Here is a 25,025-nt window from a genome sequence, read left to right as displayed (position 1 = left end):
TTTTTTTGTATAGACACTGCCACCAACTCCAGTTATCTTCAATATAACTTATATACGATAATATACCAACTTTTTATTGGCATTCATTGATCGAAATCAAACGGATTTCGATCAACAGCGTCTACTCCGCAGAAAATATGTCGTTGCATCGATTCGTATTCCGGGAGGGGACTTTGTCGGTAGGGAAGACCCATTTTATTGGCCAACTGAAACGATCTTCTCGTTTCTTTATGGCGTCTGTAGCCGCGACTGCCATTTGCATCGCCACTCCCTCTATAGTCCAGGCGAACGACTGGACAGGCGCTGTAAGCGACGATTTTTTCGACCCCTTTAACTGGGACGACAACAACGGACCACAGGGTTCTGGTTCGACAGTGAATAATGGTAATGCCGTTGGGACGATCGATCTCGGTTCGCCGGTGGGCTATAATTCGAATTTAGCTGATCGTATCGGCACGATTGCTGGTCAAACCGGATCTGTGACGATCAATGTTCTTCCAAATGCTGAATCTCCAACGAGCAGTACCTATCTCAATACTGGCAATGAATTAGAGGTTGGTGCAAATGGTGGACGTGGCACACTAACCCTTTCTCTTGAAGGACCTATAGTCACGACCTTGGGTGCAAACGCGATTAGTATTGGCAAAGGGACGGGCAGCATCGGAGAAGTCAATCTCGTTGGCACCGGTAAAGATACTGGCGTTCCTCCGGAAGGTCCGTTGTGGCTCGACACGTCCTGCCAGGGTTGTGCACCAGTTTTTGTTAGCTCTTCACTTTTCGGAGGGCTATATATCGGCGTCGATGGCGGCGCAGGTACATTGAATCTGGACGGGGCGGCTTTCACAACCTATGATCGCGGTGAATTTATCGTTGGGGATGGTGCTGGAAGCAACGGCGCAGTGAATATCCTCGCAGGGGGCAAGTTAGGCGACCCCGGTGTCAATTATAACAGTAGTAACATCAATACCTTGACCAAGGGTAAGGCTACCGTAGGGTTTGACGGAGGTACAGGCGCAATCACGTTGGATGGCTCGGCGGCTGCAACGCGCAATGATGTGCCCATGGCGTTCTTCGGGCAAGGCCTTGTTATTGGCAATGGTCAAAATAGCGTTGGTAGCGTCAACATCCTCTCTGGCGGCAAGGTTCACAGTTATACCGACTATCAGATAGGCGTCATCTACCAGAATTACGTTGACAGATCCGCTCTCGACACAAATGTAGGCATCAACGGAGGAACAGGCTCCATTACAGTGTCCGGTACGAACTCGGTATGGTACCAGTCTGGCATATTACAAGACTATCTTTCGCCCTGGAATAATTCGACTACATCGACTGATACCGGTGCGTTGCGAGTGGGGCAAAGCGGAACCGGTGAGTTGACTATTGCCGACAACGGCGAGGTTCGTATTGGCACGGCGACTTTCCTCGCGGAGACGGATGACAGCGGCGGGGTTTACAAGCAGCTCTATAGTCTGGTTGACCACGTATCAAACGGTACACTGATATTGGGCGGCGAGACGACAGGAAATGGTACATTGAGTATCGGTGGCTCTGTGGGAGGAGCTGCGGTCGCCCCCGGTCGTTTGATGGCGCAGACGGTGGAGTTTGGCGAGGGGACCGGATTGATCCGGTTCAACCATACCTCTGATAATTATATCTTCGATCAGTTCGACGCGCAGTATCTTGATGGCCCGTCAAGGCCGTCGACGCTGGCAATAGTGGGCGATGGAACCATTGAAGCTGCGGCTGGCCGTACCATTTTGAACGAAAACCAGCTGAGCTTCACCGGCACCTTGCTTCCTAACACGGGTATCTTGCAGATAAATGGCGACATATCGACAGCAACAGCCAATATTCTGGCCGGCGGCACGCTGGAAGGCACCGGGGTTGTTGGCTCGACTCTTAATACAGGCACGGTTGCTCCGGGACAGACGCCGGGGGGCAGTCAGGGGCTCGCAAGTTCTATCGGTACTTTGACCATCGCCGGTAATTATACAGGACAGGGCGGAATTCTTTCGCTCGATACCGTACTCGGCAATGACAGCTCGCTGACCGATAAACTAGCAATCCTTGGCGATACATCAGGAAATACGACCGTTAAAGTCAAAAACATTAACGGGAACGGTGACGATACAATCGAAGGGATTCAAATCGTTACAGTTGGCGGCACATCAGACCCAAATGCATTTTCTCTTGCGGGCGATTATGTATTTAATGGCCAACAGGCCGTTGTGGGCGGCGCCTATGCTTATCGTCTCTTCCAAGGCAGCACCTCACAGCCGGGTGATGGCAATTGGTATTTGCGGTCTAACCGCATTCCGACGGACCCGGTCGATCCAGACATTCCAGTCGACCCGGATGAACCCAATCAACCGATTTATCAGCCGGGCGTTAGTCTCTATGAGACCTATCCGCAGTTTCTGCTCGGCTTGAACAGTCTGCCGACGCTGCAACAGCGGACAGGCAACCGTTATTGGAGCAACGCAGGCAATGTGATGCTGTCCGAAGGCGCAGACCCAGCGGGCGCGCCCTATGCCCCTGCATCTGAAGCCGGCAACCTGATTGAGGGCAGAGGCATCTGGGGACGCATCGAAGGGGCGCACAGCAAGATCGATCCCAAGTTTTCAACATCTGGAGAAAACTACGACTACAACATATTCAAGCTGCAAGCGGGCCTGGACGGTATGCTGCTGGAAAACGGCGCTGGAAAGCTGATCGGCGGGTTTACGGTTCACTATACGCACGGCAAGGCCAAGACCTATTCAATCTTCGGGGACGATGAAGTCTCCACAGATGGTTATGGATTTGGCGGCACGCTGACCTGGTATGGCGATAACGGCTTTTACGTGGACGGTCAGGCACAGCTGACTTGGTATGATAGCGATCTCAGTGCCAATGACAGCGAATTCACGGCTGGTCTGGACGGCCTCAGTCTGGCCGATAGCAATAATGGCTTTGGTTTTGCGATCTCAGGTGAAACCGGCCAACGTGTAACGCTTGATCAAAACTGGTCGATCACACCACAGGCACAGTTGACCTATTCGAAAGTTGATTTCGACAGCTTCAACGATGTTTTCGGGGCCCGTATCAGTCTTGACCGTGGCGAAAGCCTCCAAGGCCGTCTCGGCCTTGCCGTTGAACATCAAAACTCCTGGTATAATGCCAATGGTCTGATCGACAGAGCGCAGGTCTACGGTATCGCAAACCTCTATTATGAATTCCTCGAAGGAACGAAAGTGGATGTTTCGGGAACCACTTTTGCCAATCAGAACGAGCGGCTGTGGGGCGGTATCGGGCTTGGTGGTAGCTATAACTGGAACAGCGACAAATACTCGGTCTATGGCGAGGGCGCTATCAATACCAGCCTCGCCGACTTCGGCGACAGTTACTCCTACAAAGGCACACTCGGATTCAGAGTGAAGTGGTAAAATCTCCGGTGCTTCGTAAGCGGTCAGCCGATGGCGTTAGATTTGAAGTTCCAAGGCATAAGGCCCTTCGATTTCGGTTACAGGCCAGCCGTGAGCGATGTGGCTCAGGGTTGACGTGATCACAGCAGTCAATGCCGAGATCGCGATGCTGCAAGCCAGCTTAAGACATGATCCCGTAACGAGCTGCGCTCAACGCAGCTCCAGCCCGCCATTCTCGACGATGAAGTCGATAATCTCCGGGACGCCCTTGCCGCGATGGAGATCGGTGAAACCGAACGGTCGCGCGCCGCGCATCCGCGCCGCATCCCCCTGCATGACATCGAGATCAACGTGCACATGCGGGGCAAGATCGCTCTTGTTGATCACCAGGAAATCCGACCGCGTGATGCCCGGTCCGCCCTTGCGCGGAATTTCCTCGCCCTGGCAAACCGAGATAACATAAAGCGTCAGGTCCGCCAGATCGGGCGAGAACGTGGCCGCCAGATTGTCGCCGCCAGATTCGATGAAGACGATATCCAGATCCGGAATCCGCCGGTTCATTTCGGCAATTGCCTGCAGATTGATGGAGGCGTCCTCGCGGATCGCCGTGTGCGGGCATCCGCCCGTCTCGACGCCCATGATCCGTTCCTCGGGCAAGGCCTGGGAACGAGCCAGAATAAGGGCGTCCTCCTGCGTGTAGATATCGTTGGTAATCACGGCGACCGAATATTTATCGCGCATCGCCTTGCAGAGCTTTTCGGTCAGCGTCGTCTTTCCCGATCCCACCGGCCCGCCAATGCCGATGCGCAAGGGTCCGTTTTTCTGAGTCATGTGCGAAAAAGCCTCGAATGTTGGGGTTCGTGTTTCATGGCCATGATGTCGCTAATGCCAGTAAATATCAGTCGTGGTGATGGTGATGATGTTCGTGGTCATGGTCATGGTCGTGATGGCCATGATGATGTCCGTGGTCATGATGCGAATGGCCGCCCGCATATGCACCGCGCAGCGGACTGAAAATTGCCGTTACATCCGTCACCTTGGCGCCAAGCCCCTCGAGCATCGCCTTGATGACATGGTCGCGAAGAATGAAGATACGATCATTCTCGATCTGTGCCGCCAGATGCCGGTTGCCGATATGCCAGGCGAGTTCGGCTATGTGAAGCGGGTCGCGCCCGCGGATTTCGTAGAGTTCCTCGCTTGCAGCGCGGATTTCAATTTCGCGCCCGTCATCCAGAACAAGCCTGTCTCCGTGACCCAGCACAACCGGCTCCGCGAAATCGACAAGCACCTTCTCGCCGCCTTCCAGAGCAATGGCTTTGCGCCGCAGATGGCGCTCATCGCGTTCAAGAACGGCGTGGCCAGCAGGCACAGCATCGATCACCTCATCCGCACGAATAATGGCAGTGGCACGAAACATTTGTTTGCCTCTCAAGCTCAAAACAAGAAGTAATGCGGCGCCACGGGCGCGACGCCAAAACGGCACAACACTATTGGGAACTATGAAGTGTTACCAATGCCGTCTCTTATATTGGCCACTGCAAATATCCGTTTGTCCAGCCCAATCGTATTTCGGAGTTCCACGACAGGTTACTTTTGGTTGTCGGCTCTCCGATCCGTCCCGATCATCCCATGCGCGCCAACGCCGGCTGCCCAACCGTCTTTCGATAGAGGTGCCAGGTCGCATGTCCAAGGATGGGCAGCACCACGGCCAGTCCGGCAAACATGGTGGCGAAGCCCACGACAAGCATAGCGGTTACAATTGCCGCCCAAAGCAGCGCTTCCAGGGGATTGCGCCAGACGACGCGCAATGATGTCGCGATAGCCGCCGCAGCCCCGCAATCCTGATCGAGCAGCATTGGAAAGGTGACGATCGTCAAGCACAGGACGACGATTGCAAAAAGGAAACCAATGCCACAACCGGCGAAAATAAGACTGCGTCCCTCTTCCGTCGATGACACCTGATTGATCAACATCGAGAAGCTCTCGGGCGGCATGGGGCCGAAATAATGAACATAGAGATTTTGAGCCACCAACAGCCACGCAATGAAGATGGCGAAAAGGAAGGAGCCGACGGCCACGATCGACGGCAATGCCGGGGAGCGGCTGACATCGAAAGCGCGCCTCCAGCTCGTGTCCATTTTCTCCTCGCGGCGCCTGCTCATTTCATAAAGCGGCAAGGCGGCAACCGGCCCGATCAAAGCGAAGCCGGACATGAGGGGGAACAGGAGCGGCAGCGCATTTGCGTTCGTGCTCCAATAGGTGATGAACAACCCGGCCAGCGGATATATGAGACAAAGAAAAACGTAATGCGATGGCTTCGCCCAGAAGTCGTCGAAACCCAAACGCAGGGCATCGAATACATCCGCCATCTGGATGCGCTTGACTTCCGGATAAAAGGCAGTCTGGTCCCGACCTGCAATTACATGAAACTGTGCCATGACGCTCCTCCTGCGGGTTAGGCAGTCCTGACGGCAAGGGCGGCGGTCAGGACAGGCCTGCACGCAATTTCCGGCTTTCACATGATCAGCGGATAATCCGCGTGAAGCCTGACGATCAGGCAGGCAGTATACATCGAAAAGAGCGGCTGCGAAAGAAAGGCGGCATGGCAAGACTGCGTCCGCCTGAACGAATATCCCATTTGCACGACACAGCGCTTTTCCAAACGTCAGCGAGATCAACCAAATATGATCTGTTCATCGAACCGCGATGTGCTAGTGCCAGTCACGGAAAATAGCAGCTCGGGAATGCGGTTAAATGGAATGGATCCCTATAGGCTTGATGGCATTCAAGGTCATCGTGTTGGGCGTGGCCATGTTCTTTGCCATCAAATTTCATTATGATGAGGGCAAGAAGAAGAAAAACAAGGAAGGCGGCACGTAAAAGCCTGCCGCGGAACGAGGGCCCCGCTGAAGCGGGGTCGGCGTGAACTGGGCCGACCTCATTAAAAGCTGCAAATGCGGAGCGCCTTGCAAAGAATGTGAACAGGCGGTGCTGGTTGCGTAGCTGATCCAGCCGACTATGCAATGCGGGATGGGTGCACACCGATGCGCATCTGCTCTCCTGCCCAACAAAGGGTGAAGCCAAATTTGCGTTGAATATCAGGAGGAAATGGTGCTGCGAGAGAGGATTGAACTCTCGACCTCTCCCTTACCAAGGGAGTGCTCTACCACTGAGCTACCGCAGCAATCTCTTGAGTGCGGCGGACTTCTGCCACATCATTACGCAAATCGCAAGCAAGCAATTGCATTTCTTTTCACATAATGTGGAAATCTGCCGAACACGCATCTGAAACCCGCTTTTCCGGCCCTTTTTCCCGTAGTAGAAGACCGTCATGAGCGATACGACCACCAACAAAGAGAAACAAATCCAATCCGACCAGCGCAAAAAGCGCCGGGCCGAGGAACTGCGCGCGAATCTCATGCGCCGCAAAGCGCAATTGAGATCCCGGCGCGCAGGCGAAGCCGATGAACGAAACGACGGCATCACCGCTGCCAGCGACGACACCGACTGAGAATCACGACGACAAAGCCTTTCTTGAAGATAGGGAGGCTCTGCGGTAAAAGCTCATTTCTGTTCTTCGCAGCGATATCGTCCTTTTGTGATTCGTATTTGACGTAATTTGGCCGCAAGACTCGTAATTTCATCACGCAACGCCTCCGCGCCGTAATGGCCGCTGGATTTGGTGCAAATTTATCGGGCAAGGTATCGGCCCAGAAGGTGACACAGCATGGATCGCATCAAAATCGTCGGCGGTAACAAGCTCAACGGCATCATTCCAATCTCCGGCGCCAAGAACGCCGCCCTGCCCTTGATGATCGCCTCGCTTCTGACCGACGATACGCTGACGCTCGAAAACGTGCCGCATCTGGCCGATGTCGAGCAGTTGATACGCATCCTGAGCAACCACGGCGTGGACTATTCGGTGAATGGGCGTCGCGAGCACCAGAACGGCGCCTATTCGCGCACCATTCACTTCACCGCCCGCAATATCGTCGACACGACCGCGCCTTATGAGCTTGTGTCGAAGATGCGCGCCAGCTTCTGGGTCATCGGGCCGCTTCTGGCGCGCACCGGCGAGGCAACCGTCTCGCTGCCGGGCGGTTGCGCCATCGGAACCCGCCCCGTGGACCTGCTGCTGGAATCGCTTCAGGCACTGGGAGCGCAAATCGACATCGAAAACGGATACGCCAAGGCGCGCGCGCCGAAGGGTGGCCTTGTCGGCGCCCGCTACAGCTTCCCGAAAGTGTCTGTCGGCGCGACCCATGTCATGCTGATGGCAGCGGCCCTCGCCAAGGGAGAGACCATCATCGAAAATGCGGCCCGCGAGCCGGAAGTTGTCAATCTTGCCGACTGCCTCAACGCAATGGGCGCAAAAATTACCGGTGCGGGCACCAGCACCATCCAGGTGGAAGGCGTGACCAGCCTTTCGGGCGCGCGCGTTCGCGTCATTCCCGACCGTATCGAGACCGGCACCTATGCGATGGCCGTTGCGATGACCGGCGGCGACGTGCTTCTGGAAGGCGCGCAGGAAAGCCTGCTGTCGTCGGCTCTGGACACGCTGCGTCAGGCGGGTGCCGAGATCACCGAGACGAATAGCGGCCTGCGCGTGGTGCGCAACGGCCATGGCATCCAGCCGGTCGACGTCACCACCGACCCCTTCCCCGGTTTCCCGACCGACCTGCAGGCGCAGTTCATGGGCCTGATGACCAAGGCGAAGGGCACTTCGCGCATCACGGAAACCATTTTTGAAAATCGCTTCATGCACGTGCAGGAACTGGCGCGTCTCGGCGCAAAGATCTCCCTGTCCGGCCAGACGGCAACCGTCGAAGGCGTGGAGCGCCTGAAAGGCGCACAGGTGATGGCGACGGACCTGCGCGCATCGGTTTCCCTGGTGATCGCGGGCCTCGCCGCCGAGGGCGAAACCATGGTCAACCGCGTCTATCACTTGGATCGCGGCTTCGAGCGGCTGGAAGAAAAACTGTCCCGCTGCGGCGCGTTGGTGGAACGCATCAGTGGTTAATAGGGCCGAGCGGAGCGACTTTCATTGCTCCGCTCTTTTCTGATTCCTCTTTAAGAAGCCAATGAACAGCGACAGGCTTGAAAAGCCTGTCGATTTTTTTGTTTCGGCATGCCAAGTTGATAATTGGCCAGGCTGATATTGGGCCAGGTTGATCAACAATCAGGCGGGTGGTTGATTTCCCCGCCGCCGGGAACAGTTATTAACCGATAACGGGAAAGTGGTGTTGGAGTATGGATATGCTGAAGCTCGTGGCGCTGGATGAGGAGGATTTGCAGGTCCTGTCGGCTCATCTTCAGGACGCGGTTTTGAAAGTATCCGACCTTCAATATCTCGCCAATGAAAAGCGCTTCATCCTGACGGCGAACCGTTTCGTCTGGGAAGAAAGCAAGCCGCGGTTCCTGCGCAAGCCGCAATATCAGCGCCGCCGCGCCGCCCTGCACTTCAACCGGGTGATTGCCGCCCGGGCAACCGGGATAGACCGCCAGAAGCCGGATGAGGTGCTTTCCCTGATGGCCGTTCAGTTCACCGCCGGTGAAACACCTGCCGGAACAATAGAACTGACTTTTTCGGCAAATGCGGCTATCCGTCTTGAAGTGGAATGCATTGAGGCGCAAATGACGGACCTTGGCGCGGCATGGGAAACAGAATCGCTTCCTCGCCATAACGTCTGAAAGAAGGTCACACGAGACCGTCTTTCGTCAGCCGGACGCCGGTCTGGCGAGCAGATTTGGCTGGCAAGCAGATTTGGCAGATTTGAAGGAACAGAAGCGTGGTCAAGACGCTCAGACAAACCGATCCCGATTTCGAGAATAATTTCGCGACATTTCTGGCAAGCAAGCGCGAAGCATCCGAAGATGTGGACCGGGCAGCACGGGAAATCGTCGACCGCGTGCGCCGCGAAGGCGACAGCGCGCTCATCGATTATTCCCGCCGTTTCGACCGGATCGATCTTGATAAAATCGGCATTGCGGTAACCGAAGCCGAAGTCGATGCGGCTTTCGAGACCGCACCCGCCTCGACAATCGAGGCGCTGAAACTTGCCCATGAACGCATCGAGAAGCATCATGCGCGGCAATTGCCGAAGGATGACCGTTACACCGATGCGCTGGGCGTCGAGCTTGGCTCGCGCTGGACCGCCATCGAGGCCGTGGGGCTTTATGTTCCGGGCGGCACGGCAAGCTATCCCAGTTCCGTCCTGATGAATGCCGTTCCTGCCAAGGTAGCGGGTGTGGAACGCATCGTCATGGTCGTCCCGGCGCCCGATGGCATTCTCAATCCACTGGTGCTGGTGGCCGCACGTCTGGCTGGCGTTTCCGAAATCTACCGCGTCGGCGGGGCGCAGGCTATCGCGGCCCTTGCCTATGGCACCGAAACAATCAAGCCGGTGGCGAAGATCGTCGGCCCCGGCAACGCCTATGTTGCTGCCGCCAAGCGCATCGTCTTCGGCACGGTCGGCATCGACATGATCGCAGGCCCATCGGAAGTTCTGGTCATTGCCGACAAGGACAACAATCCCGACTGGATCGCCGCTGACCTGCTTGCCCAGGCAGAGCACGATACTGCCGCGCAGTCGATCCTCATGACCAATGATGAAGCGCTGGCGATAGCGGTGGAGGAGGCTGTCGAACGCCAGCTCCGCAACCTGCCGCGCGCGCAAACCGCAGCCGCGAGCTGGCGCGATTTCGGGGCCGTCATTCTGGTCGAGGATTTTGAAGCGGCCATTCCGCTTGCCAATCGCATTGCAGCCGAGCATCTGGAAATCGCCACCGCCGACCCGGAAGCCTTGCTGCCAAAGATCCGCAATGCTGGATCGATCTTCATCGGCGGGTATACGCCGGAAGTGATCGGCGATTATGTCGGCGGCTGCAACCACGTTCTGCCGACGGCGCGCTCGGCGCGTTTTTCGTCCGGACTTTCGGTTCTCGATTACATGAAACGCACGTCGCTTCTCAAACTCGGCCCCGATCAGCTGCGTGTACTCGGGCCTGCGGCAATCGAAATTGCCCGCGCCGAAGGCCTCGACGCCCACGCACAGTCCGTCGCCATCCGGTTGAACCTATGAGGTGACATGACTGCCGGTGTTCCAAATGCCCGCCTTATTGACGTCGAGCTCGATGAATCCATCGGGCGTTCGACGCCTGACGTCGAGCATGAACGCGCGGTGGCCATCTTCGATCTCATCGAGGAAAACTCCTTCCACCCGATCGGGGACGATACGGGCGGACCTTACCGCCTGAAGCTCTCGCTGATGGAATCACGGCTGATTTTCGCCATCGCACGGGAAACCGGCGAGGACGTCGCAACCCATATTCTCTCGCTCACGCCCTTGCGCCGCGTGGTGCGGGACTATTTCATGATTTGCGAAAGCTATTACCAGGCGATCCGCTCGGCGACGCCAAGCAAGATCGAGGCAATCGACATGGGGCGGCGCGGCCTGCACAATGAGGGGTCGCAAACGCTCCAGGCGCGGCTGAAGGGCAAGATCGAGGTTGACTTCAACACGGCGCGGCGGCTTTTCACCCTTGTCTGCGTCCTGCACTGGAGGGGCTGATCACTGATGGTCATCACTGATGTCCCTCCCCGAAAATCCAGCGTCGACGGCAATGAAGATCATAAACCACGCCTGCCCAAGTCTCTGCTTTTCGTCTGCGGCAAGAATTCAATTCGCTCGCCCATCGCGGAATTACTTGCAAGACAGGCCCTTCCCCCCAATATTTATGTAGCATCCGCAGGCGTGAAGCGGGGCGAGCGCGATCCGTTTGTCGATGCAGTCCTTCAGGAAGAAGGCCTGTCGCTCGACAATCGGCAGCCACGTGGCCTCGAAGAACTGGCGGATGGTTATTTCGATCTGATCGTAACGCTGACGCCGCTTGCCCACCACACCGTGCTGGAACGGATGCGCGGTTTCTCGGTCGATGTGGAATATTGGCCGACGCCGGACCCGACATTGGTAACGGGCAGCAGAAGCCAGATCATGGCGGCCTATCGCGATGTGCGTGACCGTCTGAAACGCCAGATCATGCACCGTTTTGACGAGCAATAAGTTCGCCGAATTCCGTTGTTCACAAATGCCGCCTAATCATATAGGTTCCGCGCAAATTCCGACCTACCGCATCGGCCCGAAAATCGGAATCGATTTCGGAAAGCACGATGCGTAGATTCAATAAATCAGAGCGTCCTTTGTGCGTCCCAGAGACGCACGGCGTTCTAAAGCCCGCTCAAGAGCGCATTTTATCGAAGAAAGAAACAGGTATCGCATGGCGAAAGAAGAAGTCCTAGAATTTCCGGGTGTTGTTACGGAACTGCTGCCCAATGCTATGTTCCGGGTGAAGCTCGAGAACGAACACGAAATCATCGCCCATACGGCTGGCCGCATGCGCAAGAATCGCATCCGCGTTCTGGCCGGTGACAAGGTGCTGGTTGAAATGACCCCTTACGACCTGACCAAGGGCCGCATCACCTACCGCTTCAAGTAAGCAATCCGTTCCAGGAAATGTCTAGTCGATGAGCGCGCAACACAAGCTGGTTCTAGCCTCCGGTTCTCCACGCAGGATCGAGCTTCTGGGGCAGGCAGGCATCGAACCGGACCATATTTATCCGGCCGATATAGATGAAACGCCGCAGCGCGCGGAACACCCGCGCTCGCTGGCGCGACGTCTGTCGCGGGAAAAGGCGCGCAAGGCACAGGAATTGTTGAAGGACGATGCGAATTTCGCACATGCCTTCATTCTTGCCGCCGATACGGTCGTGGCCGTTGGCCGGCGCATTCTCCCCAAGACCGAGATTGCCGACGAGGCGAGAGAATGCCTGCGCCTGCTTTCCGGGCGCACGCACAAGGTATTCACCGGCGTGAGCCTTGTCTTGCCAAACGGAAATCTGCGCCACACACTGGTGGAAACGCGGCTTCGCTTCGAACGGCTCTCCCGCCAGCAGATGGATGCCTATCTTTCATCCGGCGAATGGCGCGGGAAAGCGGGCGGCTACGCCATCCAGGGACTGGCAGGCAGCTTCGTGGTGAAGCTGGTCGGGTCCTATACGAACGTGGTGGGATTGCCGCTGCAGGAAACCGTAAGCCTGCTGAACGATGTCGATTATCCGGTTTACGCCAACTGGGGCAGCGGGAAAGTCTGAGAGCAGACATGAGTGACAAGAAGGACATATCGGCAGCAGCAGGCGCACGCGTGACGCCATTGCGTCCGACGCGCCCCTGCCCGGAATGCGGAAAACCTTCCACGCGCGAATCCTATCCCTTCTGTTCGCCCCGGTGCAAAAGCATCGACCTCAATCGCTGGCTGTCCGGCAGCTATGTGCTGCCGGGAAAGCCGATCGATGAAGAGGAAGAAGAAGGCAACTAGCCTCTTTCAAATCAGCTTCCGCCAATAAAATCAGTTATTTAACAAAGATGTGAGAAAAGCTGATAAAAATTGCGATACGGTGCTGGACAGCGCGAAATTTAATGCTATAACCCACCCACTTCCGGCGGGAACCAACACCGCCCAGAACAAGCAGATCGCTTGTTACGGATGCCCGGATAGCTCAGTTGGTAGAGCAGCGGATTGAAAATCCGCGTGTCGGTGGTTCGAATCCGCCTCCGGGCACCACTCCAAAATCAAATAAATTTAAAGAGCTATTCCGGATCAAGGCTCATATTTGCCCGGAATATGGGTTGCAACATTGTCCATGCAACATTCGGTGCAACACGTTGACAGGCGATAGCTGCCGTGCGTCATGTAACCTACAAATCACGTTTATATTGACCCGATTGGCGATGTGAAATCTGTCGGCGAAGGCGTGAGCGAAATGCGCATTACATACGGCCCCGGCTATCGGGTTATTTCGTATCCATGGGATCAACTATTGTTGTTCTGCTGTGTGGCGGCGACAAGTCATCACAGGGCCGGGATATCGCGCTGGCAAAACAAATGGCGAAGGAGATTTAGAATGGTCCTTGAAACCACCCGTTTTGATGTTCTTGATCACCTCAAGACGCCGGAAGAGCGTGTTGCCTATCTGGAAGCGGCCTTTGAAGATGGCGACCCTTCCCTTATTGCGCATGCTCTTGGTGACGTAGCCCGTTCCATCGGCATGACAACTGTCGCTAAAGAAGCCGGAATTACCCGTGAAGCCCTTTACCGCTCCCTGAGCGAGAACGGCGATCCAAAACTATCGACCTTGCTCGGCGTCATGAAGGCCCTTGGCCTGCACCTGTCTGTCACAGCAACGGATAAACGCGCCGCTTGACACCACGGTTGCAAAGTCGTCACGCCGTGGCGAAAAGTGTGATTTTCGCACACCAGAAGCTTCGCATAGTCCCGAAAAGTTGCAGGCTTTTCAGGATTATGCGAATGCAAATTGCTCTTTGCAGTCCTGCATCCCGAAGAATGCAACTGTAGTGCCAAGTTTCAGCCGGTTCTCCATATAAGGAAATTTCCATGCTCTGGACATTGTTCGGCATCCTTTCAGGTGCCTGTATTGCTATTCAGGCCCCCATCAATGCAGCATTGGCTCGGGGTCTGGGGTCGCCGGTAACGGCTGCCGCGATTTCGTTTCTTTCCGGTGCTGTGATCCTCGCGATCATTGCCGGGATTACCGCGCGCGCGACCGGCGCAATGCCGGCCTTCAACGTGCCTGCGGGCTGGCTGTTCGTGGCTGGCGGTGCGCTTGGCTGTATCTATGTGACCGCATCGGTACTGCTGACGCCACGCATCGGCGCTGCCGCCGTGATGGGTCTGGCGGTCGCCGGACAGTTGATGGCCGGGCTTGCCGCCGACCGTATCGGCTTCATGGGCGTTGCCGTGCGTGAAATCACCGCCGGACGCGTCGCCGGTGCCGTTTTGCTGCTGACCGGCGCGCTGATGATCCGCTTCCTATAAGCAGAAAGGCCGCGCTTTTCAGCGCGGCCTTTGTTTCCGGTGCAGAAACCGATCTCAGCCCCTGAACGTATAGTCCGCAATCGACTGCGGCTTCATCTCGATGGAGAAGCCCGGCAGCGACGGCGGCATATAGGCCGCGTTCCTGATGACGCACGGATCGATGAAGTGTTCGTGCAGATGATCGACATATTCGATCACGCGGCCTTCCTTGGTGCCTGAAACGGCCACATAGTCGATCATCGACAGGTGCTGCACATATTCGCACAAGCCGACGCCGCCCGCATGCGGCCAGACCGGCTTGCCAAACTTGGCGGCAATCAGCAACACCGCCAGAACTTCGTTCAGGCCACCCATGCGGCACGAATCGATCTGGACGATGTCGATGGCGCCTTCCGCGATGAACTGCTTGAACATGATGCGGTTCTGGCACATTTCGCCAGTCGCAACCTTCACGTCGCCAATGGCTTCGCGAATCTTGCGGTGGCCTGCAACATCGTCCGGGCTGGTCGGTTCCTCGATGAAGAACGGCTTGGAGAAGGCCAGCTTGTTCACCCACTCGATTGCCTGATCGACTTCCCACACCTGATTGGCGTCGATCATCAGGTAACGGTCCGGGCCGATCACTTCGCGCGCGATGGTGAGGCGGCGAATATCGTCCTCCAGATCGCGGCCGACCTTCATCTTGACGTGGTTGAAGCCCTCATCGATGGCTTCCTGACACAGACGGCGCAGCTTGTCGTCGTCATAGCCGAGCCAGCCAGCCGAGGTCGTGTAACAGGCATAGCCTTCCGCTTCGAGCGTGGCGATGCGCCCGGCCTTGCCAGCTTCGGCCTTGCGCAGGATTTCGACAGCCTCGTCACGCGTCAGCGCATCGGTGAGGTAGCGGTAATCGACGATATCGGCGATTTCCTCCGGCGACATGTCGGCAACAAGCCGCCATACAGGCTTTCCCGACTGCTTCGCAGCCAGATCCCAGAAGGCGTTGACGACAGCGCCGGTAGCAAGATGCATGGCGCCCTTGTCCGGGCCGATCCAGCGCAACTGGCTGTCACCGGTCAGGTAGCGCCAGAATTTTCCAGGCGCAGCCCGGAAATCCTCCAGCGAGGCGCCGACCACCAGATGCCGCATGGCGAGAATCGCCTGGCAGCAGATATCGTTGCCGCGACCGATGGTGAAGGTGAGGCCGTGTCCCTTCAGCGCCTCGTCATCCGTATCGAGAATGACATAGGCCGCGGAGTAATCCGGGTCCGGGTTCATCGCGTCGGAACCGTCCAGACTTTGGGAAGTCGGGAAACGCAGATCGAAGACGCGCAGATCAGTGATTTTGGTCATGATTTATCCGTGATCAGGGCGTGGTCCCGAAACAGCAAAGCCGGTTCGGGACCATGCTCAAACAAAGCCTAGGTGTCGGCGCGCACGTTCTGCTTCTGGCTGCCGAGGCCTTCGATGCCGAGTTCCACGACGTCGCCAGCCTTGAGATAGCGAGGCGGCTTCATGCCCATGCCGACGCCGGGAGGCGTGCCGGTGGAGATGATATCGCCCGGCTGCAAGGACATGAACTGCGACAGGTAGGAAACGAGGTGGCGAATGCCGTAGATCATCGTCTTCGACGAACCGTTCTGCATGGTCTCGCCATTGACCTTGAGCCACATGCCGAGGTTTTCCGGGTCTTCGATCTCATCCTTCGTCACGAGCCACGGGCCGGTCGGGCCGAACGTGTCGCAGGACTTGCCCTTCGTCCACTGGCCCTGACGCTTGATCTGGAAGGCGCGTTCCGACACATCATGGATGGTGCAATAGCCAGCCACGTAGTCGAGGGCGTCTTCTTCCGAGACATATTTCGCGGTCTTGCCGATGACGATGCCAAGTTCGACTTCCCAGTCGGTCTTTTCCGAACCGCGCGGGATGACGAGATCGTCATTCGGGCCGACGATGGCGGACGTTGCCTTCATGAAGATGATCGGTTCCGGCGGGACCGCCGCGCCGGTTTCGGCGGCGTGATCGGAATAGTTGAGGCCGATGCAGATGAACTTGCCGGTGCCTGCAACACAAGGACCAAGGCGCGGATTGCCTTCGACCTTCGGCAGCGAATTGACGTCGATCGCGCCGAGCTTTGCCAGTGTATCCGGGGCAAGCGCCGCGCCGGAGAGGTCGCCTACATGGGCGGAGAGATCGCGGATCGCGCCATCGGCATCGAGAATGCCCGGCTTTTCCTGACCGGCTTCACCGTAACGAAGAAATTTCATGAGTTTACTCCTTTGAGGGGATGAAAGAGAGGGCGTCAGGGTGGTCGAGCTCTGGCTGCGCCATTTGCAGACCGCCAGAGCTTGAATATCGACCGCCCTAGATCGTCCAGCCTCCGTCAATGTTGTAGGCCTGGCCGGTGGTGTAGGTCGCACCGGCGAGATAAACGGCGAGATCGGCGATTTCTTCCGGCTGGCCAATGCGGCCGATCGGCTGGCGGGCGATGAAGGCTGCGCGCTGCTCCTCATAATCGCCCTGCGCGCGCAAGCGGTCCTGCAGGGACGGGCTTTCCACCGTACCGGGGCAAATGGCGTTGCAGCGGATGCCCCTGGCAACATAATCGGCGGCGACGGCCTTCGTCAGGCCGATAACTGCGGCCTTGGTGACGCCATAGGCAAAGCGGTTCGGCACGCCCTTCACACTGGAAGCGACCGAGGCCATGTTGACGATGGCGCCGTCCTTGCGTTCCAGCATGCCCGGCAGCACGGCGCGGATGGTGCGGATCATCGAACGGATGTTGAGATTGACCGCAAAATCGAGGTCTTCGTCCTTCATTTCGAGGATCGAGCCGCCATGGACGACACCAGCGCAGTTGAACAGGATATCCACCTGCCCGATTTCGGCGACGAGCGCCTTGACCTGCTCATCGTCAAGCACGTTGAGCTTGCGGGTGATGATGCCGCTGACGCCTTCGATCTCCTTGAGAGCATCGGTATTGATGTCGGTCGCGTAGACCTTCGCGCCCGCCTCCGCAAAGGCCAGTGCGCTTGCACGGCCGATCCCTTGCGCTGCGGCTGTCACCAGCGCGGTCTTTCCATCAAAACGTATCGTCATTTCCAAGCCTTCCGTTCGACAAGCAGGATGTGGTCGTCCCGCTGATTAAGCGTATTTCCGATATGAACCGCAGACGATCATAACCATGGGAAAAAGCAACCGGGTTGATGAGCATCGCCGTGTCGCCGACGCCGCTTGCAAGGATCGGGGTGCCGTGGGCAAGATCGCAGATGCGATCCGTAGCAGCGCGCTATTCCACGCTCCGCACCAACCGGACGGCTCCCGCCCGGCAGCACGCCTCGAAACTCACCTTGCACCCTGGCCTCCCGGCGGCGCTCCTCAACTCGCCCCCAATTGTAAATCATTTATTTATATGCAAACATATTATGCAAATCCGGTCAAGGCTTTCTCTGCCTGTTTGCACCTTTCGAATCCGCGGTCCTTCGTATATGAAGAATGATATTCACAAGGGGAGTTCACTTGGAAACAGAGGATCGCTATCGCGCCCCGGCGCTGGACAAGGGCCTGGATATTCTGGAACTGCTTGCGAGCGTGGATGGTGGGCTGACACAGGCAGAGATTGCCAAACACCTCGACCGCAGCCCCAATGAATTCTACCGGATGCTGGACCGGCTGGTGAAGCGCGGTTATGTGACCAAGCTTGAAGGCGACCGCTATTCACTGACCCTCAAGCTGTTCGGTCTTGCACACCTTCATGCACCGGTGCGCAGACTGGCTTCCTTTGCCACGCCCTTCATGCGTGAACTCGCGGACCGCTCGCGACAGGCCAACCAGCTTGCGGTGTTCGACCGCGGGTCGGTCGTTGTCATAGCGCAGCAGGAAGCCCCGGATTACTGGGGCATTTCGATCCGCGTCGGCTCACATATCAGCCTGTTCGACACCGGGTCCGGCCATGTGCTTCTCGCCTTCCGTTCTCCCGAAGAACGCAAGATGATGATTGCCGAATATGCAAAGGACGTTGAAAGTGTAAAGCTCGATCAAGACTTCTACGACCGGCTCGACCAGATACGCGAACGCGGTTATGAAATGATGCCGAGCGCCCAGGTGGCAGGCGTCTATAATCTCTCGGCGCCCATCCTCGGCCCGGACGGCACCTGCATAGCCTCGCTGACCTGCCCCTATGTGACGCTCGTCAACTCGGCTTCAGCCCCCGACATCACACAGACCATCGGCCTGCTGCAAAAGACTGTTCAGGATCTGTCGAAACTGGTGGGCTCCGATATCGGAGCCACTGAGTAGAACGCATTCCGAAAGCGGGAGACCGTCAATTCTTATTTGAAAACTCTCTTCTTTTTTGAAACTATACGGGAGGAGGACGTTTTCATGATTATCGATACCCATCTGCATCTGATCGACAAAAGCGCGCTGAACTATCCATGGCTCGACGGCGTTCCGGCCCTCAATCGCGACTTCCTGTTCGAGACCTATCGGAAGCAGGCAGAGCGCTGCGGCATCGAGGCGGCGCTGCATATGGAAGTGGATGTGGCAGCCGATGCCATTCAGGCTGAAACGGATCATATTCAGGAGATTTCCAGACGATCGGGTGATTTCATCAAGGGCGCAATCGCCTCCTGCCGCCCGGAAGAGCCAGGCTTTGCCGAATATCTGGAACGCCAGCGCAGCAATCCCTTCGTCAAAGGCTTTCGCCGCGTGTTGCATGTCGTGCCGGACGATGTTTCCGAGGGCGCGCTTTTCCGCGAGAATATCAAGCGGCTCGAAGGCACCGGCCTGACCTTCGATCTTTGCACCCTTCCCCACCAGATCGACAAGGTGCTGGCACTGGCCGACCTCGCGCCCGGGGTGCAATTCGTGCTCGATCACTGCGGCGTGCCGGATATAAAGTCGGGAGCACTGGAAAGCTGGCAGAAGGGCATCAGCGAGATTTCGCAGCGCGACAATGTGACGGCGAAGATTTCCGGCGTGGTGGCCTATGCGGACCCGGAAAACTGGACCGTCGATACGGTGCGGCCCTATGTCGAACATGTCATCCGGTCATTCGGCTGGGACCGTGTGGTGTGGGGCAGCGACTGGCCCGTCTGCACATTGGCAACCAATGCCGACGCCGGGCTTTCCACATGGGTGGCGACAACCCATGCGCTTCTTGAAGGATGCAGCAACGACGAAAAAACGCGCCTGTTGTCCGGGAATGCAATCCGTCTCTGGAAGCTTTAAAGGACAGAGGCGGATACCGGCGCATTTTCCCTCAGCCCTTCGAGACGCCGTTTTCAACGGCTCCTCAGGATGAGGGAAGGAGATGTCGCATCAAGCCCTCAAGGCAAAAACGCCGCCCGGTGGGGCGGCGTCTTTTCGATCAGATTGCGAGTTCGACCTCGTTGCTGGCCAGTTCCAGCAAGGTCCACACATGATCGGCGAATGAGTTCCACACTTCGATGCGGTAATGATCCGCATCCCATTTCAGCAGGATGATCTGGGCCCGGTCGAAGATGGTGCGCGCAGCGCCCGGTGCCTGCATTTCAGCCAGATTGAGCGGAGACGCGGCATTGAGGAGCCATTCAGCCTGCGGGCCGGTAATGTCGATGCCGGTTTCGCGATGGCTCACTTCCGTCAGGCTGTGCGGCTCTGTTTCATAAAGCCCGGCGAAAGCCTGCGTGATGGCAGCACCCTTGGCTTCATCAGCCCAGATATACCATTCATCCGGTCCGATGCAGGCAACGGCAATATCATCCGTGCGGGCAAGATCGCCGATCTTCGCCGGGATTTCTGCGCCCAGCGCCTTTTCAGCCAGGGCCAGCTTTGCCGGGCCGATGCGCAGGACGAAACGGGCAGCATCGTCCGCCGCGTGGATTTCCAGACGACCGGGAATGACGACCTTGCGGTTCGAATAAGGTTTGGTTTCAACGAGCATGGTTCAATCCTTATCCATTAAGCCTTGTGCCTTCGGGGTCATAGAAGACCATGCCCGATACAGTGGCCTCATGCACGCTGCCATCCGGCATCGGCATATAAAGCGTTTCACCCATGCGAGCCTTGCCGCCCGACACCAACGCCATGGCGATGGACCGCCCGAGCGTCTCGCTCCAATAGGACGAGGTGACATGGCCAAGCATGGTCATCGGCAACGGCTGTTTTGGGTCGGCGACAATCTGCGCGCCTTCTTCCAGCACCAGCTTCGGATCATTGGTGAGCAGCCCCACGAGATGCTTGCGATCCGATTTCAGCATGTCCGGACGGGTGAGCGAACGCTTGCCGACGAAATCCGGCTTCTGCTTGCCAATCGCCCAGCCAAGGCTGGCATCATCCGGCGTCACCGTGCCATCCGTGTCCTGACCGACAATGATATAGCCCTTTTCGGCGCGCAGGACGTGCATGGTTTCGGTGCCGTAAGGCGTGATGTCATATTGCTGGCCGGCCTCATAAAGCGCCTTCCACAGTGACAGGCCATAGCGCGCGGGAACGTTGATTTCGTAACCCAGTTCGCCGGTGAAGCTCATGCGGAACAGACGCGCAGGCACGCCGAGGAATTTGCATTCCGCAACCGACATATGCGGGAAGGCTTCGTCGGAAATATCCAGCCCTTCGACCATCGGCTCGATGAGCTTGCGCGCATTGGGGCCATTGATCGCGACCACGGCCCATTGCTCGGTGGTCGAGGTCAATGAGACTTTCAGCTCCGGCCATTCGGTCTGGAGATAATCTTCCATCATGTTGAGAACACGCGCGGCACCGCCGGTCGTGGTGGTCACATGGAAGCGATCCTGCGTCAGGCGACCGACGACACCATCATCGCGGATGAAGCCATCTTCGCCGAGCAGCAGGCCATAGCGGCAGCGCCCGACACCAAGCTTCGTCCATGGATTGGTGTACATGCGGTTCATGAATTCGGCTGCATCCGGGCCGACAACTTCGATCTTGCCGAGCGTGGAGGCATCGAACATGCCGAGCGACTGGCGGGTCGCCCTGCATTCACGCGCCACGGCCTGATGCATGTCTTCGCCGGTTTTCGGGAAATACCATGCGCGCCGCCACAGCGACACCGGCTCGAAAGCCGCGCCATGCTGTTCGGCCCAGCTATCGATTGGCGTCTTGCGCGTCACGTCGAACAGTTTGCCGCGATTATAACCGCAGAAGGCGCCAAAGGTCGTCGGCGTATAGGGCGGACGGAAGGTGGTGAGACCCACCTGCGGCGTCGGGCGCTTGAGCGCATCGGCTGCAACGGCCAGACCGTTGATGTTGGACGTCTTGCCCTGATCGGTCGCCATGCCGTTGGTGGTATAGCGCTTGACGTGCTCGATGGAGTGGAAGCCCTCGCGCACGGCCAGACGAATATCCTTGGCGGTCACATCGTTCTGGAAATCGATGAAAGCCTTGGCCTTGCCCGGATCGCGATCGGTCGGCAGTTCGCGACAGCTTACGCCGTCGCAGATGAAATCACCGGCCACAGCATAGTCTGATGGCTTGGCCTTGTGCCCGGCATCGCTGGCTGCCGCGGCACCCGCTTCCGCACCCTCACGCAATGCGGCAGCCAGATCGAAATTGCCATTGCCCGCACCGGCACAGCGGCTTTCCTCGGTCGGCTTGCCCGGCAGATAGATCTGCCGTGCGTCGTCCCAGACCAGCGAGCCTTTCGTGTGCGAGAACAGATGCACGCTCGGATTCCAGCCGCCGGACATCAGCAGCACGTCGCAGGCAATCGTGCGCGCAGCGCCGACAGAGCCATTGGAAACCGGATTGACGCGCACGGACGACACGCGGTGGCGTCCGCCGGTATCCGTCACCGTCCAGCCGGTCAGCGTCTCGATGCCGAGCATCTTCGCGCGGTTGACGAGGCTGTCGGCAACGCTTGAACGCACATCGATGATGGCCGGAACCTTGACGCCTGCGACCGCGAGATCGAAGGCCGCAAGCCAGGCGCTGTCATGCGAGGTGACGACGACGGCCTGATTGCCGACCTTGACGCCATAGCGGTTGAGATAGGTGCGTGCGGCGGATGCCAGCATCACACCCGGGCGGTCATTGCCGGCAAAGACCAGCGGTTTTTCGATGGAACCCTGCGCCAGCACGACTTGGCTAGCGCGCACCCGCCACATGCGTTCACGCGGCGCGTTGGAAGCGGGTCTGGCCTGATGATCGGTCAGGCGCTCGCAAAGGCCGACCATGTTCTGGTGGTAATAGCCGATGGCCGTAGTGCGCGGCAGAAGCGTGACATTCGGATTGCCCTTGAGCGCGGCAATGGTTTCGCTGAGCCAGTCCCAGCTTGCGCGGCCATTGATGACAGGCTCCGGTTCCGACAGAAGCGAGCCGCCAAATTCCGCCTGCTCGTCGCAGATGATTACCTTGGCGCCGCTTTTCGCGGCCTCCAGCGCGGCAGCAAGACCGGCAGGCCCGCCACCGGCGATCAACACATCGCAGAAGGCATAGCGGCTGGCATAGGTGTCGGGATCGGGCTCGGAAGGCGATTTGCCAAGACCGGCCGCGCCACGGATGAATGGCTCATAGACCTTGTTCCAGAAACTCTTCGGCCACATGAAGGTCTTGTAGTAAAAGCCTGCCGAGAAGAACATGTAGAAGGCGTCGTTGATCGCGCCCACATCGTGCTTCAGCGACGGCCAGTGGTTCTGGGTTTCGGCCTTGAGGCCGTCATAGAGTTCCAGCACCGTTGCGCGGGTGTTCGGCTCGAAGCGGCCCGGCCCGCGTGAAACGCCCATCAGCGCATTCGGCTCTTCGGAACCGGCGGAAAGAATGCCGCGCGGGCGGTGATATTTGAACGAACGACCGGCCAGATGCTCGCCATTGGCAAGCATGGCGGAAGCCAGCGTATCGCCCTCGAAGCCGGAATAGGACTTGCCGTTGAAGGTGAACCGGACGGCCTTGGCCTTGTTGACGCGGCCTTTGTTATGAATGCGCATATCGGTCATTATTTCGTCTCCGCAACCGGAGTTTCTGCCAAAGCAGGACGGGGTTCACCGGCCTTGTAGGTCATCGCGAACTTGTCGCTCACCGTGTCGCGCACCGCATTGAAGAAGCGGCCGCAGCCATTGATATGCCGCCAGCGTTCAAAATGGGTGCCGCGGGGATTGGAGCGCGTGAACAGGAAATCGCGCCATTCGTCGTCGGAAAGCGTCGATGGGTCGGCAGGGCGCGCAATATGCGCTTCGCCTGCATAGGCAAATTCCAGTTCCGGACGTTCCATCTCGCAATAAGGGCAACGGATTAAAAGCATATCATACCTCCCTTAGTGCGCGACGGCGGCAGCAGCCGCTTCGTCGATCAGGCGACCGGTGGTGAAGCGTTCAAGCGTGAAGGGTGCGTTGATCCAGTGCGGCTCATCGCGGGCAATCGTATGCGCGAAGACATGCGCCGAACCCGGCGTCGCCTTGAAGCCGCCCGTGCCCCAGCCGCAATTGACATAAAGGCCCGGCACCGGCGTCTTGCCGATGATCGGGGAGCGATCCGGCGTGACATCGACGATGCCGCCCCATTTGCGCAGCATCCGCATGCGGGTGAAGATCGGGAAGACTTCGCAGATGGCCGCAAGCGTATGCTCGATCAGCGGCAGGCCGCCGCGCTGGCTGTAGGACACATACTGATCGGTGCCGGAACCGATCACCAGTTCGCCCTTGTCGGACTGGCTGATATAGGCATGGACCGTGTTGGACATGACCACGCAGGGGAAGATCGGCTTGACCGGCTCGGACACCAGCGCCTGCAGCGGGAAGCTTTCAAGCGGCATGCGAACGCCTGCCGTATCCATGACAATCGACGTGCTGCCCGCAGCCGATACCGCCACTTTCTTCGCCTTGATGAAGCCGCGTGGCGTATCGACGCCGGTGACGCGGCCCGAAGCATCGCGGCGGATGGCCGTGACAGGGCAGTTCTGGATGATATCGACGCCGCGCTCGGTCGCCCCGCGCGCATAGCCCCAGGCGACCGCATCGTGGCGTGCCACGCCGCCGCGCCGCTGCAAGGTGGCGCCCACAACCGGATAACGCGCATTGGGGGAAATATCGAGCGGCGGGCAATATTCCTTCGCCTGCTCCTTGGTCAGCCATTCATTGTCGATGCCGTTGAGGCGGTTGGCATGGATATGACGCTTGAAGCTCTGTACGTCATGCACCGTATGCGCCAGCATCATGACGCCGCGCTGCGAGAACATGACGTTGTAGTTGAGGTCCTGGCTCAGACCCTCCCACAGCTTCATCGCATGTTCGTAAAGATGCGCGCTCTCGTCATAGAGATAGTTGGAGCGGATGATGGTGGTGTTGCGGCCCGTATTGCCGCCGCCGAGCCAGCCCTTTTCGATGACGGCGACATTGGTGATGCCGTGCTCCTTGGCCAGATAATAGGCGGCACCCAGGCCATGCCCGCCCGCGCCGACGATTATCACGTCATATTCGGCCTTGGGTTCGGCATTGGGCCATTGCGGCTTCCAGTTCTTGTTGCCGGACAGCGCATTTTTAATAATCGAAGCTGCAGAAAAACGGGACATAGACAACCACCAGTTTCGCGGCCGCAAGCGCCCTTCCGGCACATGCGAAGCCTTTGATGATATTTCTATTGTTTCCGTTTCAAACCCGACAGCAGGCTTGCGTCAAAAGACGCCACAAATACGACATGGCCACCATTTCGCGACATCCCGTCCGACGCCGGCGAGCCTGCCCGCGCCTGCAACGGAACGGTAAAGCAGTTTCAAAAATGGCCCCTGTAAAATAGGACAACATTATTGTC

25 protein-coding genes, 2 tRNA genes and 2 pseudogenes are annotated in these 25,025 nt (G+C 57.8%); 17 read left to right on the top strand and 12 right to left on the bottom strand.

The window, feature by feature from the left end:
* Positions 1-86: 86 nt before the first annotated feature.
* Positions 87-3,428: an autotransporter family protein gene (locus OINT_RS01325; RefSeq protein ID WP_006465983.1), complete on the top strand. Its 3,342-nt coding sequence runs from the start codon at positions 87-89 to the stop codon at positions 3,426-3,428.
* A 189-nt stretch (positions 3,429-3,617) separates the two neighbouring features.
* On the opposite strand, the gene ureG is transcribed toward OINT_RS01325, so the two are convergent.
* The 3 genes from ureG to OINT_RS01310 all read right to left on the bottom strand — a co-directional run bounded on the left by ureG (position 3,618) and on the right by OINT_RS01310 (position 5,845).
* On the bottom strand, positions 3,618-4,238 hold the full coding sequence (gene ureG / locus OINT_RS01320; protein ID WP_006465982.1) for an urease accessory protein UreG: 621 nt from the start codon (positions 4,236-4,238) through the stop codon (positions 3,618-3,620).
* Between the two features lie 67 nt (positions 4,239-4,305).
* On the bottom strand, positions 4,306-4,824 hold the full coding sequence (gene ureE / locus OINT_RS01315) for an urease accessory protein UreE (protein WP_006471102.1): 519 nt from the start codon (positions 4,822-4,824) through the stop codon (positions 4,306-4,308).
* A 205-nt stretch (positions 4,825-5,029) separates the two neighbouring features.
* Positions 5,030-5,845: a DUF2189 domain-containing protein gene (locus tag OINT_RS01310; RefSeq protein WP_006471103.1), complete on the bottom strand. Its 816-nt coding sequence runs from the start codon at positions 5,843-5,845 to the stop codon at positions 5,030-5,032.
* 316 nt (positions 5,846-6,161) lie between these two features.
* Between OINT_RS01310 and OINT_RS24270 the strand changes: the two genes are divergently transcribed.
* Positions 6,162-6,287: a hypothetical protein gene (locus tag OINT_RS24270; protein WP_006465979.1), complete on the top strand. Its 126-nt coding sequence runs from the start codon at positions 6,162-6,164 to the stop codon at positions 6,285-6,287.
* Between the two features lie 229 nt (positions 6,288-6,516).
* On the opposite strand, the gene OINT_RS01305 is transcribed toward OINT_RS24270, so the two are convergent.
* Positions 6,517-6,591, bottom strand: a tRNA-Thr gene (locus OINT_RS01305).
* A 147-nt stretch (positions 6,592-6,738) separates the two neighbouring features.
* Here OINT_RS01305 and OINT_RS01300 point away from each other — a divergent pair.
* The 13 genes and pseudogenes from OINT_RS01300 (at position 6,739) to OINT_RS01245 (ending at position 14,300) form a co-directional block, all read left to right on the top strand.
* Positions 6,739-6,918, top strand: coding sequence for a hypothetical protein (locus OINT_RS01300; protein WP_006465978.1), 180 nt, complete (start codon positions 6,739-6,741; stop codon positions 6,916-6,918).
* Between the two features lie 216 nt (positions 6,919-7,134).
* A complete protein-coding gene (murA, locus tag OINT_RS01295) occupies positions 7,135-8,427 on the top strand; it encodes a UDP-N-acetylglucosamine 1-carboxyvinyltransferase (protein ID WP_006465977.1) in 1,293 nt (430 codons plus the stop codon).
* Positions 8,428-8,657: 230 nt separating this feature from the next.
* On the top strand, positions 8,658-9,098 hold the full coding sequence (locus OINT_RS01290) for a DUF2948 family protein (RefSeq protein WP_006465976.1): 441 nt from the start codon (positions 8,658-8,660) through the stop codon (positions 9,096-9,098).
* Positions 9,099-9,196: 98 nt separating this feature from the next.
* Positions 9,197-10,489 carry a histidinol dehydrogenase gene (gene hisD / locus OINT_RS01285; protein ID WP_006465975.1) on the top strand — a complete coding sequence of 431 codons (1,293 nt, stop codon included), beginning with the start codon at positions 9,197-9,199 and terminating at the stop codon, positions 10,487-10,489.
* A gap of 6 nt (positions 10,490-10,495) precedes the next feature.
* Positions 10,496-10,978: a UPF0262 family protein gene (locus tag OINT_RS01280; RefSeq protein WP_006465974.1), complete on the top strand. Its 483-nt coding sequence runs from the start codon at positions 10,496-10,498 to the stop codon at positions 10,976-10,978.
* A 6-nt stretch (positions 10,979-10,984) separates the two neighbouring features.
* Entirely contained in the window at positions 10,985-11,470 is a 486-nt protein-coding gene (locus OINT_RS01275) for an arsenate-mycothiol transferase ArsC (RefSeq protein WP_006465973.1), read from the top strand.
* Positions 11,471-11,684: 214 nt separating this feature from the next.
* Positions 11,685-11,903 carry a translation initiation factor IF-1 gene (gene infA, locus OINT_RS01270; protein ID WP_002965531.1) on the top strand — a complete coding sequence of 73 codons (219 nt, stop codon included), beginning with the start codon at positions 11,685-11,687 and terminating at the stop codon, positions 11,901-11,903.
* Between the two features lie 28 nt (positions 11,904-11,931).
* Positions 11,932-12,558 (top strand): Maf-like protein, encoded by a 627-nt coding sequence (locus OINT_RS01265; RefSeq protein ID WP_006465971.1) that lies wholly within the window; start codon positions 11,932-11,934, stop codon positions 12,556-12,558.
* Between the two features lie 8 nt (positions 12,559-12,566).
* A complete protein-coding gene (gene yacG / locus OINT_RS01260) occupies positions 12,567-12,782 on the top strand; it encodes a DNA gyrase inhibitor YacG (RefSeq protein ID WP_006465970.1) in 216 nt (71 codons plus the stop codon).
* Between the two features lie 170 nt (positions 12,783-12,952).
* Positions 12,953-13,028 (top strand) — tRNA-Phe (locus OINT_RS01255).
* A gap of 163 nt (positions 13,029-13,191) precedes the next feature.
* A pseudogene (locus OINT_RS24010) lies at positions 13,192-13,367 on the top strand (type II toxin-antitoxin system RelE/ParE family toxin); the annotation flags it as partial.
* A 1-nt stretch (position 13,368) separates the two neighbouring features.
* Positions 13,369-13,668 (top strand): addiction module antidote protein, encoded by a 300-nt coding sequence (locus OINT_RS01250; RefSeq protein WP_006470801.1) that lies wholly within the window; start codon positions 13,369-13,371, stop codon positions 13,666-13,668.
* 191 nt (positions 13,669-13,859) lie between these two features.
* Positions 13,860-14,300, top strand: a complete 441-nt coding sequence (locus tag OINT_RS01245; protein ID WP_006465968.1) for a DMT family transporter — start codon at positions 13,860-13,862, stop codon at positions 14,298-14,300.
* A gap of 54 nt (positions 14,301-14,354) precedes the next feature.
* Here OINT_RS01245 and OINT_RS01240 read toward each other — a convergent pair whose 3' ends face one another.
* The 4 genes and pseudogenes from OINT_RS01240 to OINT_RS24005 form a co-directional block, all read right to left on the bottom strand.
* Positions 14,355-15,632, bottom strand: coding sequence for an L-fuconate dehydratase (locus tag OINT_RS01240; RefSeq protein ID WP_006465967.1), 1,278 nt, complete (start codon positions 15,630-15,632; stop codon positions 14,355-14,357).
* Between the two features lie 68 nt (positions 15,633-15,700).
* Positions 15,701-16,546, bottom strand: coding sequence for a fumarylacetoacetate hydrolase family protein (locus OINT_RS01235; protein WP_006470802.1), 846 nt, complete (start codon positions 16,544-16,546; stop codon positions 15,701-15,703).
* Between the two features lie 97 nt (positions 16,547-16,643).
* On the bottom strand, positions 16,644-17,378 hold the full coding sequence (locus tag OINT_RS01230; protein ID WP_006470803.1) for an SDR family oxidoreductase: 735 nt from the start codon (positions 17,376-17,378) through the stop codon (positions 16,644-16,646).
* Positions 17,379-17,424: 46 nt separating this feature from the next.
* Positions 17,425-17,541 (bottom strand): annotated as a pseudogene (locus tag OINT_RS24005) (dehydratase); the annotation flags it as partial.
* Between the two features lie 233 nt (positions 17,542-17,774).
* Here OINT_RS24005 and OINT_RS01225 point away from each other — a divergent pair.
* Both OINT_RS01225 and OINT_RS01220 read left to right on the top strand, forming a co-directional pair.
* A complete protein-coding gene (locus tag OINT_RS01225; protein ID WP_006465964.1) occupies positions 17,775-18,578 on the top strand; it encodes an IclR family transcriptional regulator in 804 nt (267 codons plus the stop codon).
* A gap of 84 nt (positions 18,579-18,662) precedes the next feature.
* Positions 18,663-19,511, top strand: coding sequence for an amidohydrolase family protein (locus tag OINT_RS01220; protein ID WP_006470805.1), 849 nt, complete (start codon positions 18,663-18,665; stop codon positions 19,509-19,511).
* Between the two features lie 139 nt (positions 19,512-19,650).
* On the opposite strand, the gene OINT_RS01215 is transcribed toward OINT_RS01220, so the two are convergent.
* From OINT_RS01215 to OINT_RS01200, 4 genes are read right to left on the bottom strand one after another with little or no spacing between them, the layout of a single operon-like run.
* Positions 19,651-20,205: a sarcosine oxidase subunit gamma gene (locus tag OINT_RS01215; RefSeq protein WP_006465961.1), complete on the bottom strand. Its 555-nt coding sequence runs from the start codon at positions 20,203-20,205 to the stop codon at positions 19,651-19,653.
* Between the two features lie 10 nt (positions 20,206-20,215).
* Entirely contained in the window at positions 20,216-23,215 is a 3,000-nt protein-coding gene (locus OINT_RS01210) for a sarcosine oxidase subunit alpha (RefSeq protein ID WP_006465960.1), read from the bottom strand.
* Complete coding sequence (locus OINT_RS01205; protein WP_006465959.1) at positions 23,215-23,520, bottom strand: sarcosine oxidase subunit delta; 306 nt, start codon at positions 23,518-23,520, stop codon at positions 23,215-23,217. Before OINT_RS01205 ends, OINT_RS01210 begins: the two co-directional genes overlap by 1 nt.
* Positions 23,521-23,532: 12 nt before the next feature.
* Positions 23,533-24,786 (bottom strand): sarcosine oxidase subunit beta family protein, encoded by a 1,254-nt coding sequence (locus tag OINT_RS01200; protein ID WP_006465958.1) that lies wholly within the window; start codon positions 24,784-24,786, stop codon positions 23,533-23,535.
* Positions 24,787-25,025: the final 239 nt, after the last annotated feature.

Origin of the sequence: Brucella intermedia LMG 3301, from assembly GCF_000182645.1 — a bacterium.
Lineage (GTDB): Bacteria > Pseudomonadota > Alphaproteobacteria > Rhizobiales > Rhizobiaceae > Brucella > Brucella intermedia.
This window is presented reverse-complemented; position numbering and strand designations above follow the sequence as displayed.

Coding starts and splice junctions, on each gene's coding strand:
- OINT_RS01275 (WP_006465973.1), top strand. CDS start 10,985: ATGGTCATCACTGATGTCCCTCCCCGAAAATCCAGCGTCGACGGCAAT.
- OINT_RS01250 (WP_006470801.1), top strand. CDS start 13,369: ATGGTCCTTGAAACCACCCGTTTTGATGTTCTTGATCACCTCAAGACG.
- OINT_RS01235 (WP_006470802.1), bottom strand. CDS start 16,546: ATGAAATTTCTTCGTTACGGTGAAGCCGGTCAGGAAAAGCCGGGCATT.
- infA (WP_002965531.1), top strand. CDS start 11,685: ATGGCGAAAGAAGAAGTCCTAGAATTTCCGGGTGTTGTTACGGAACTG.
- OINT_RS01215 (WP_006465961.1), bottom strand. CDS start 20,205: ATGCTCGTTGAAACCAAACCTTATTCGAACCGCAAGGTCGTCATTCCC.
- OINT_RS01290 (WP_006465976.1), top strand. CDS start 8,658: ATGGATATGCTGAAGCTCGTGGCGCTGGATGAGGAGGATTTGCAGGTC.
- OINT_RS01310 (WP_006471103.1), bottom strand. CDS start 5,845: ATGGCACAGTTTCATGTAATTGCAGGTCGGGACCAGACTGCCTTTTAT.
- OINT_RS01210 (WP_006465960.1), bottom strand. CDS start 23,215: ATGACCGATATGCGCATTCATAACAAAGGCCGCGTCAACAAGGCCAAG.
- murA (WP_006465977.1), top strand. CDS start 7,135: ATGGATCGCATCAAAATCGTCGGCGGTAACAAGCTCAACGGCATCATT.
- OINT_RS01200 (WP_006465958.1), bottom strand. CDS start 24,786: ATGTCCCGTTTTTCTGCAGCTTCGATTATTAAAAATGCGCTGTCCGGC.
- OINT_RS01280 (WP_006465974.1), top strand. CDS start 10,496: ATGACTGCCGGTGTTCCAAATGCCCGCCTTATTGACGTCGAGCTCGAT.
- yacG (WP_006465970.1), top strand. CDS start 12,567: ATGAGTGACAAGAAGGACATATCGGCAGCAGCAGGCGCACGCGTGACG.
- OINT_RS01230 (WP_006470803.1), bottom strand. CDS start 17,378: ATGACGATACGTTTTGATGGAAAGACCGCGCTGGTGACAGCCGCAGCG.
- OINT_RS01265 (WP_006465971.1), top strand. CDS start 11,932: ATGAGCGCGCAACACAAGCTGGTTCTAGCCTCCGGTTCTCCACGCAGG.
- OINT_RS01245 (WP_006465968.1), top strand. CDS start 13,860: ATGCTCTGGACATTGTTCGGCATCCTTTCAGGTGCCTGTATTGCTATT.
- OINT_RS01240 (WP_006465967.1), bottom strand. CDS start 15,632: ATGACCAAAATCACTGATCTGCGCGTCTTCGATCTGCGTTTCCCGACT.
- OINT_RS01300 (WP_006465978.1), top strand. CDS start 6,739: ATGAGCGATACGACCACCAACAAAGAGAAACAAATCCAATCCGACCAG.
- OINT_RS01225 (WP_006465964.1), top strand. CDS start 17,775: ATGATATTCACAAGGGGAGTTCACTTGGAAACAGAGGATCGCTATCGC.
- ureG (WP_006465982.1), bottom strand. CDS start 4,238: ATGACTCAGAAAAACGGACCCTTGCGCATCGGCATTGGCGGGCCGGTG.
- ureE (WP_006471102.1), bottom strand. CDS start 4,824: ATGTTTCGTGCCACTGCCATTATTCGTGCGGATGAGGTGATCGATGCT.
- OINT_RS24270 (WP_006465979.1), top strand. CDS start 6,162: ATGGAATGGATCCCTATAGGCTTGATGGCATTCAAGGTCATCGTGTTG.
- OINT_RS01205 (WP_006465959.1), bottom strand. CDS start 23,520: ATGCTTTTAATCCGTTGCCCTTATTGCGAGATGGAACGTCCGGAACTG.
- OINT_RS01220 (WP_006470805.1), top strand. CDS start 18,663: ATGATTATCGATACCCATCTGCATCTGATCGACAAAAGCGCGCTGAAC.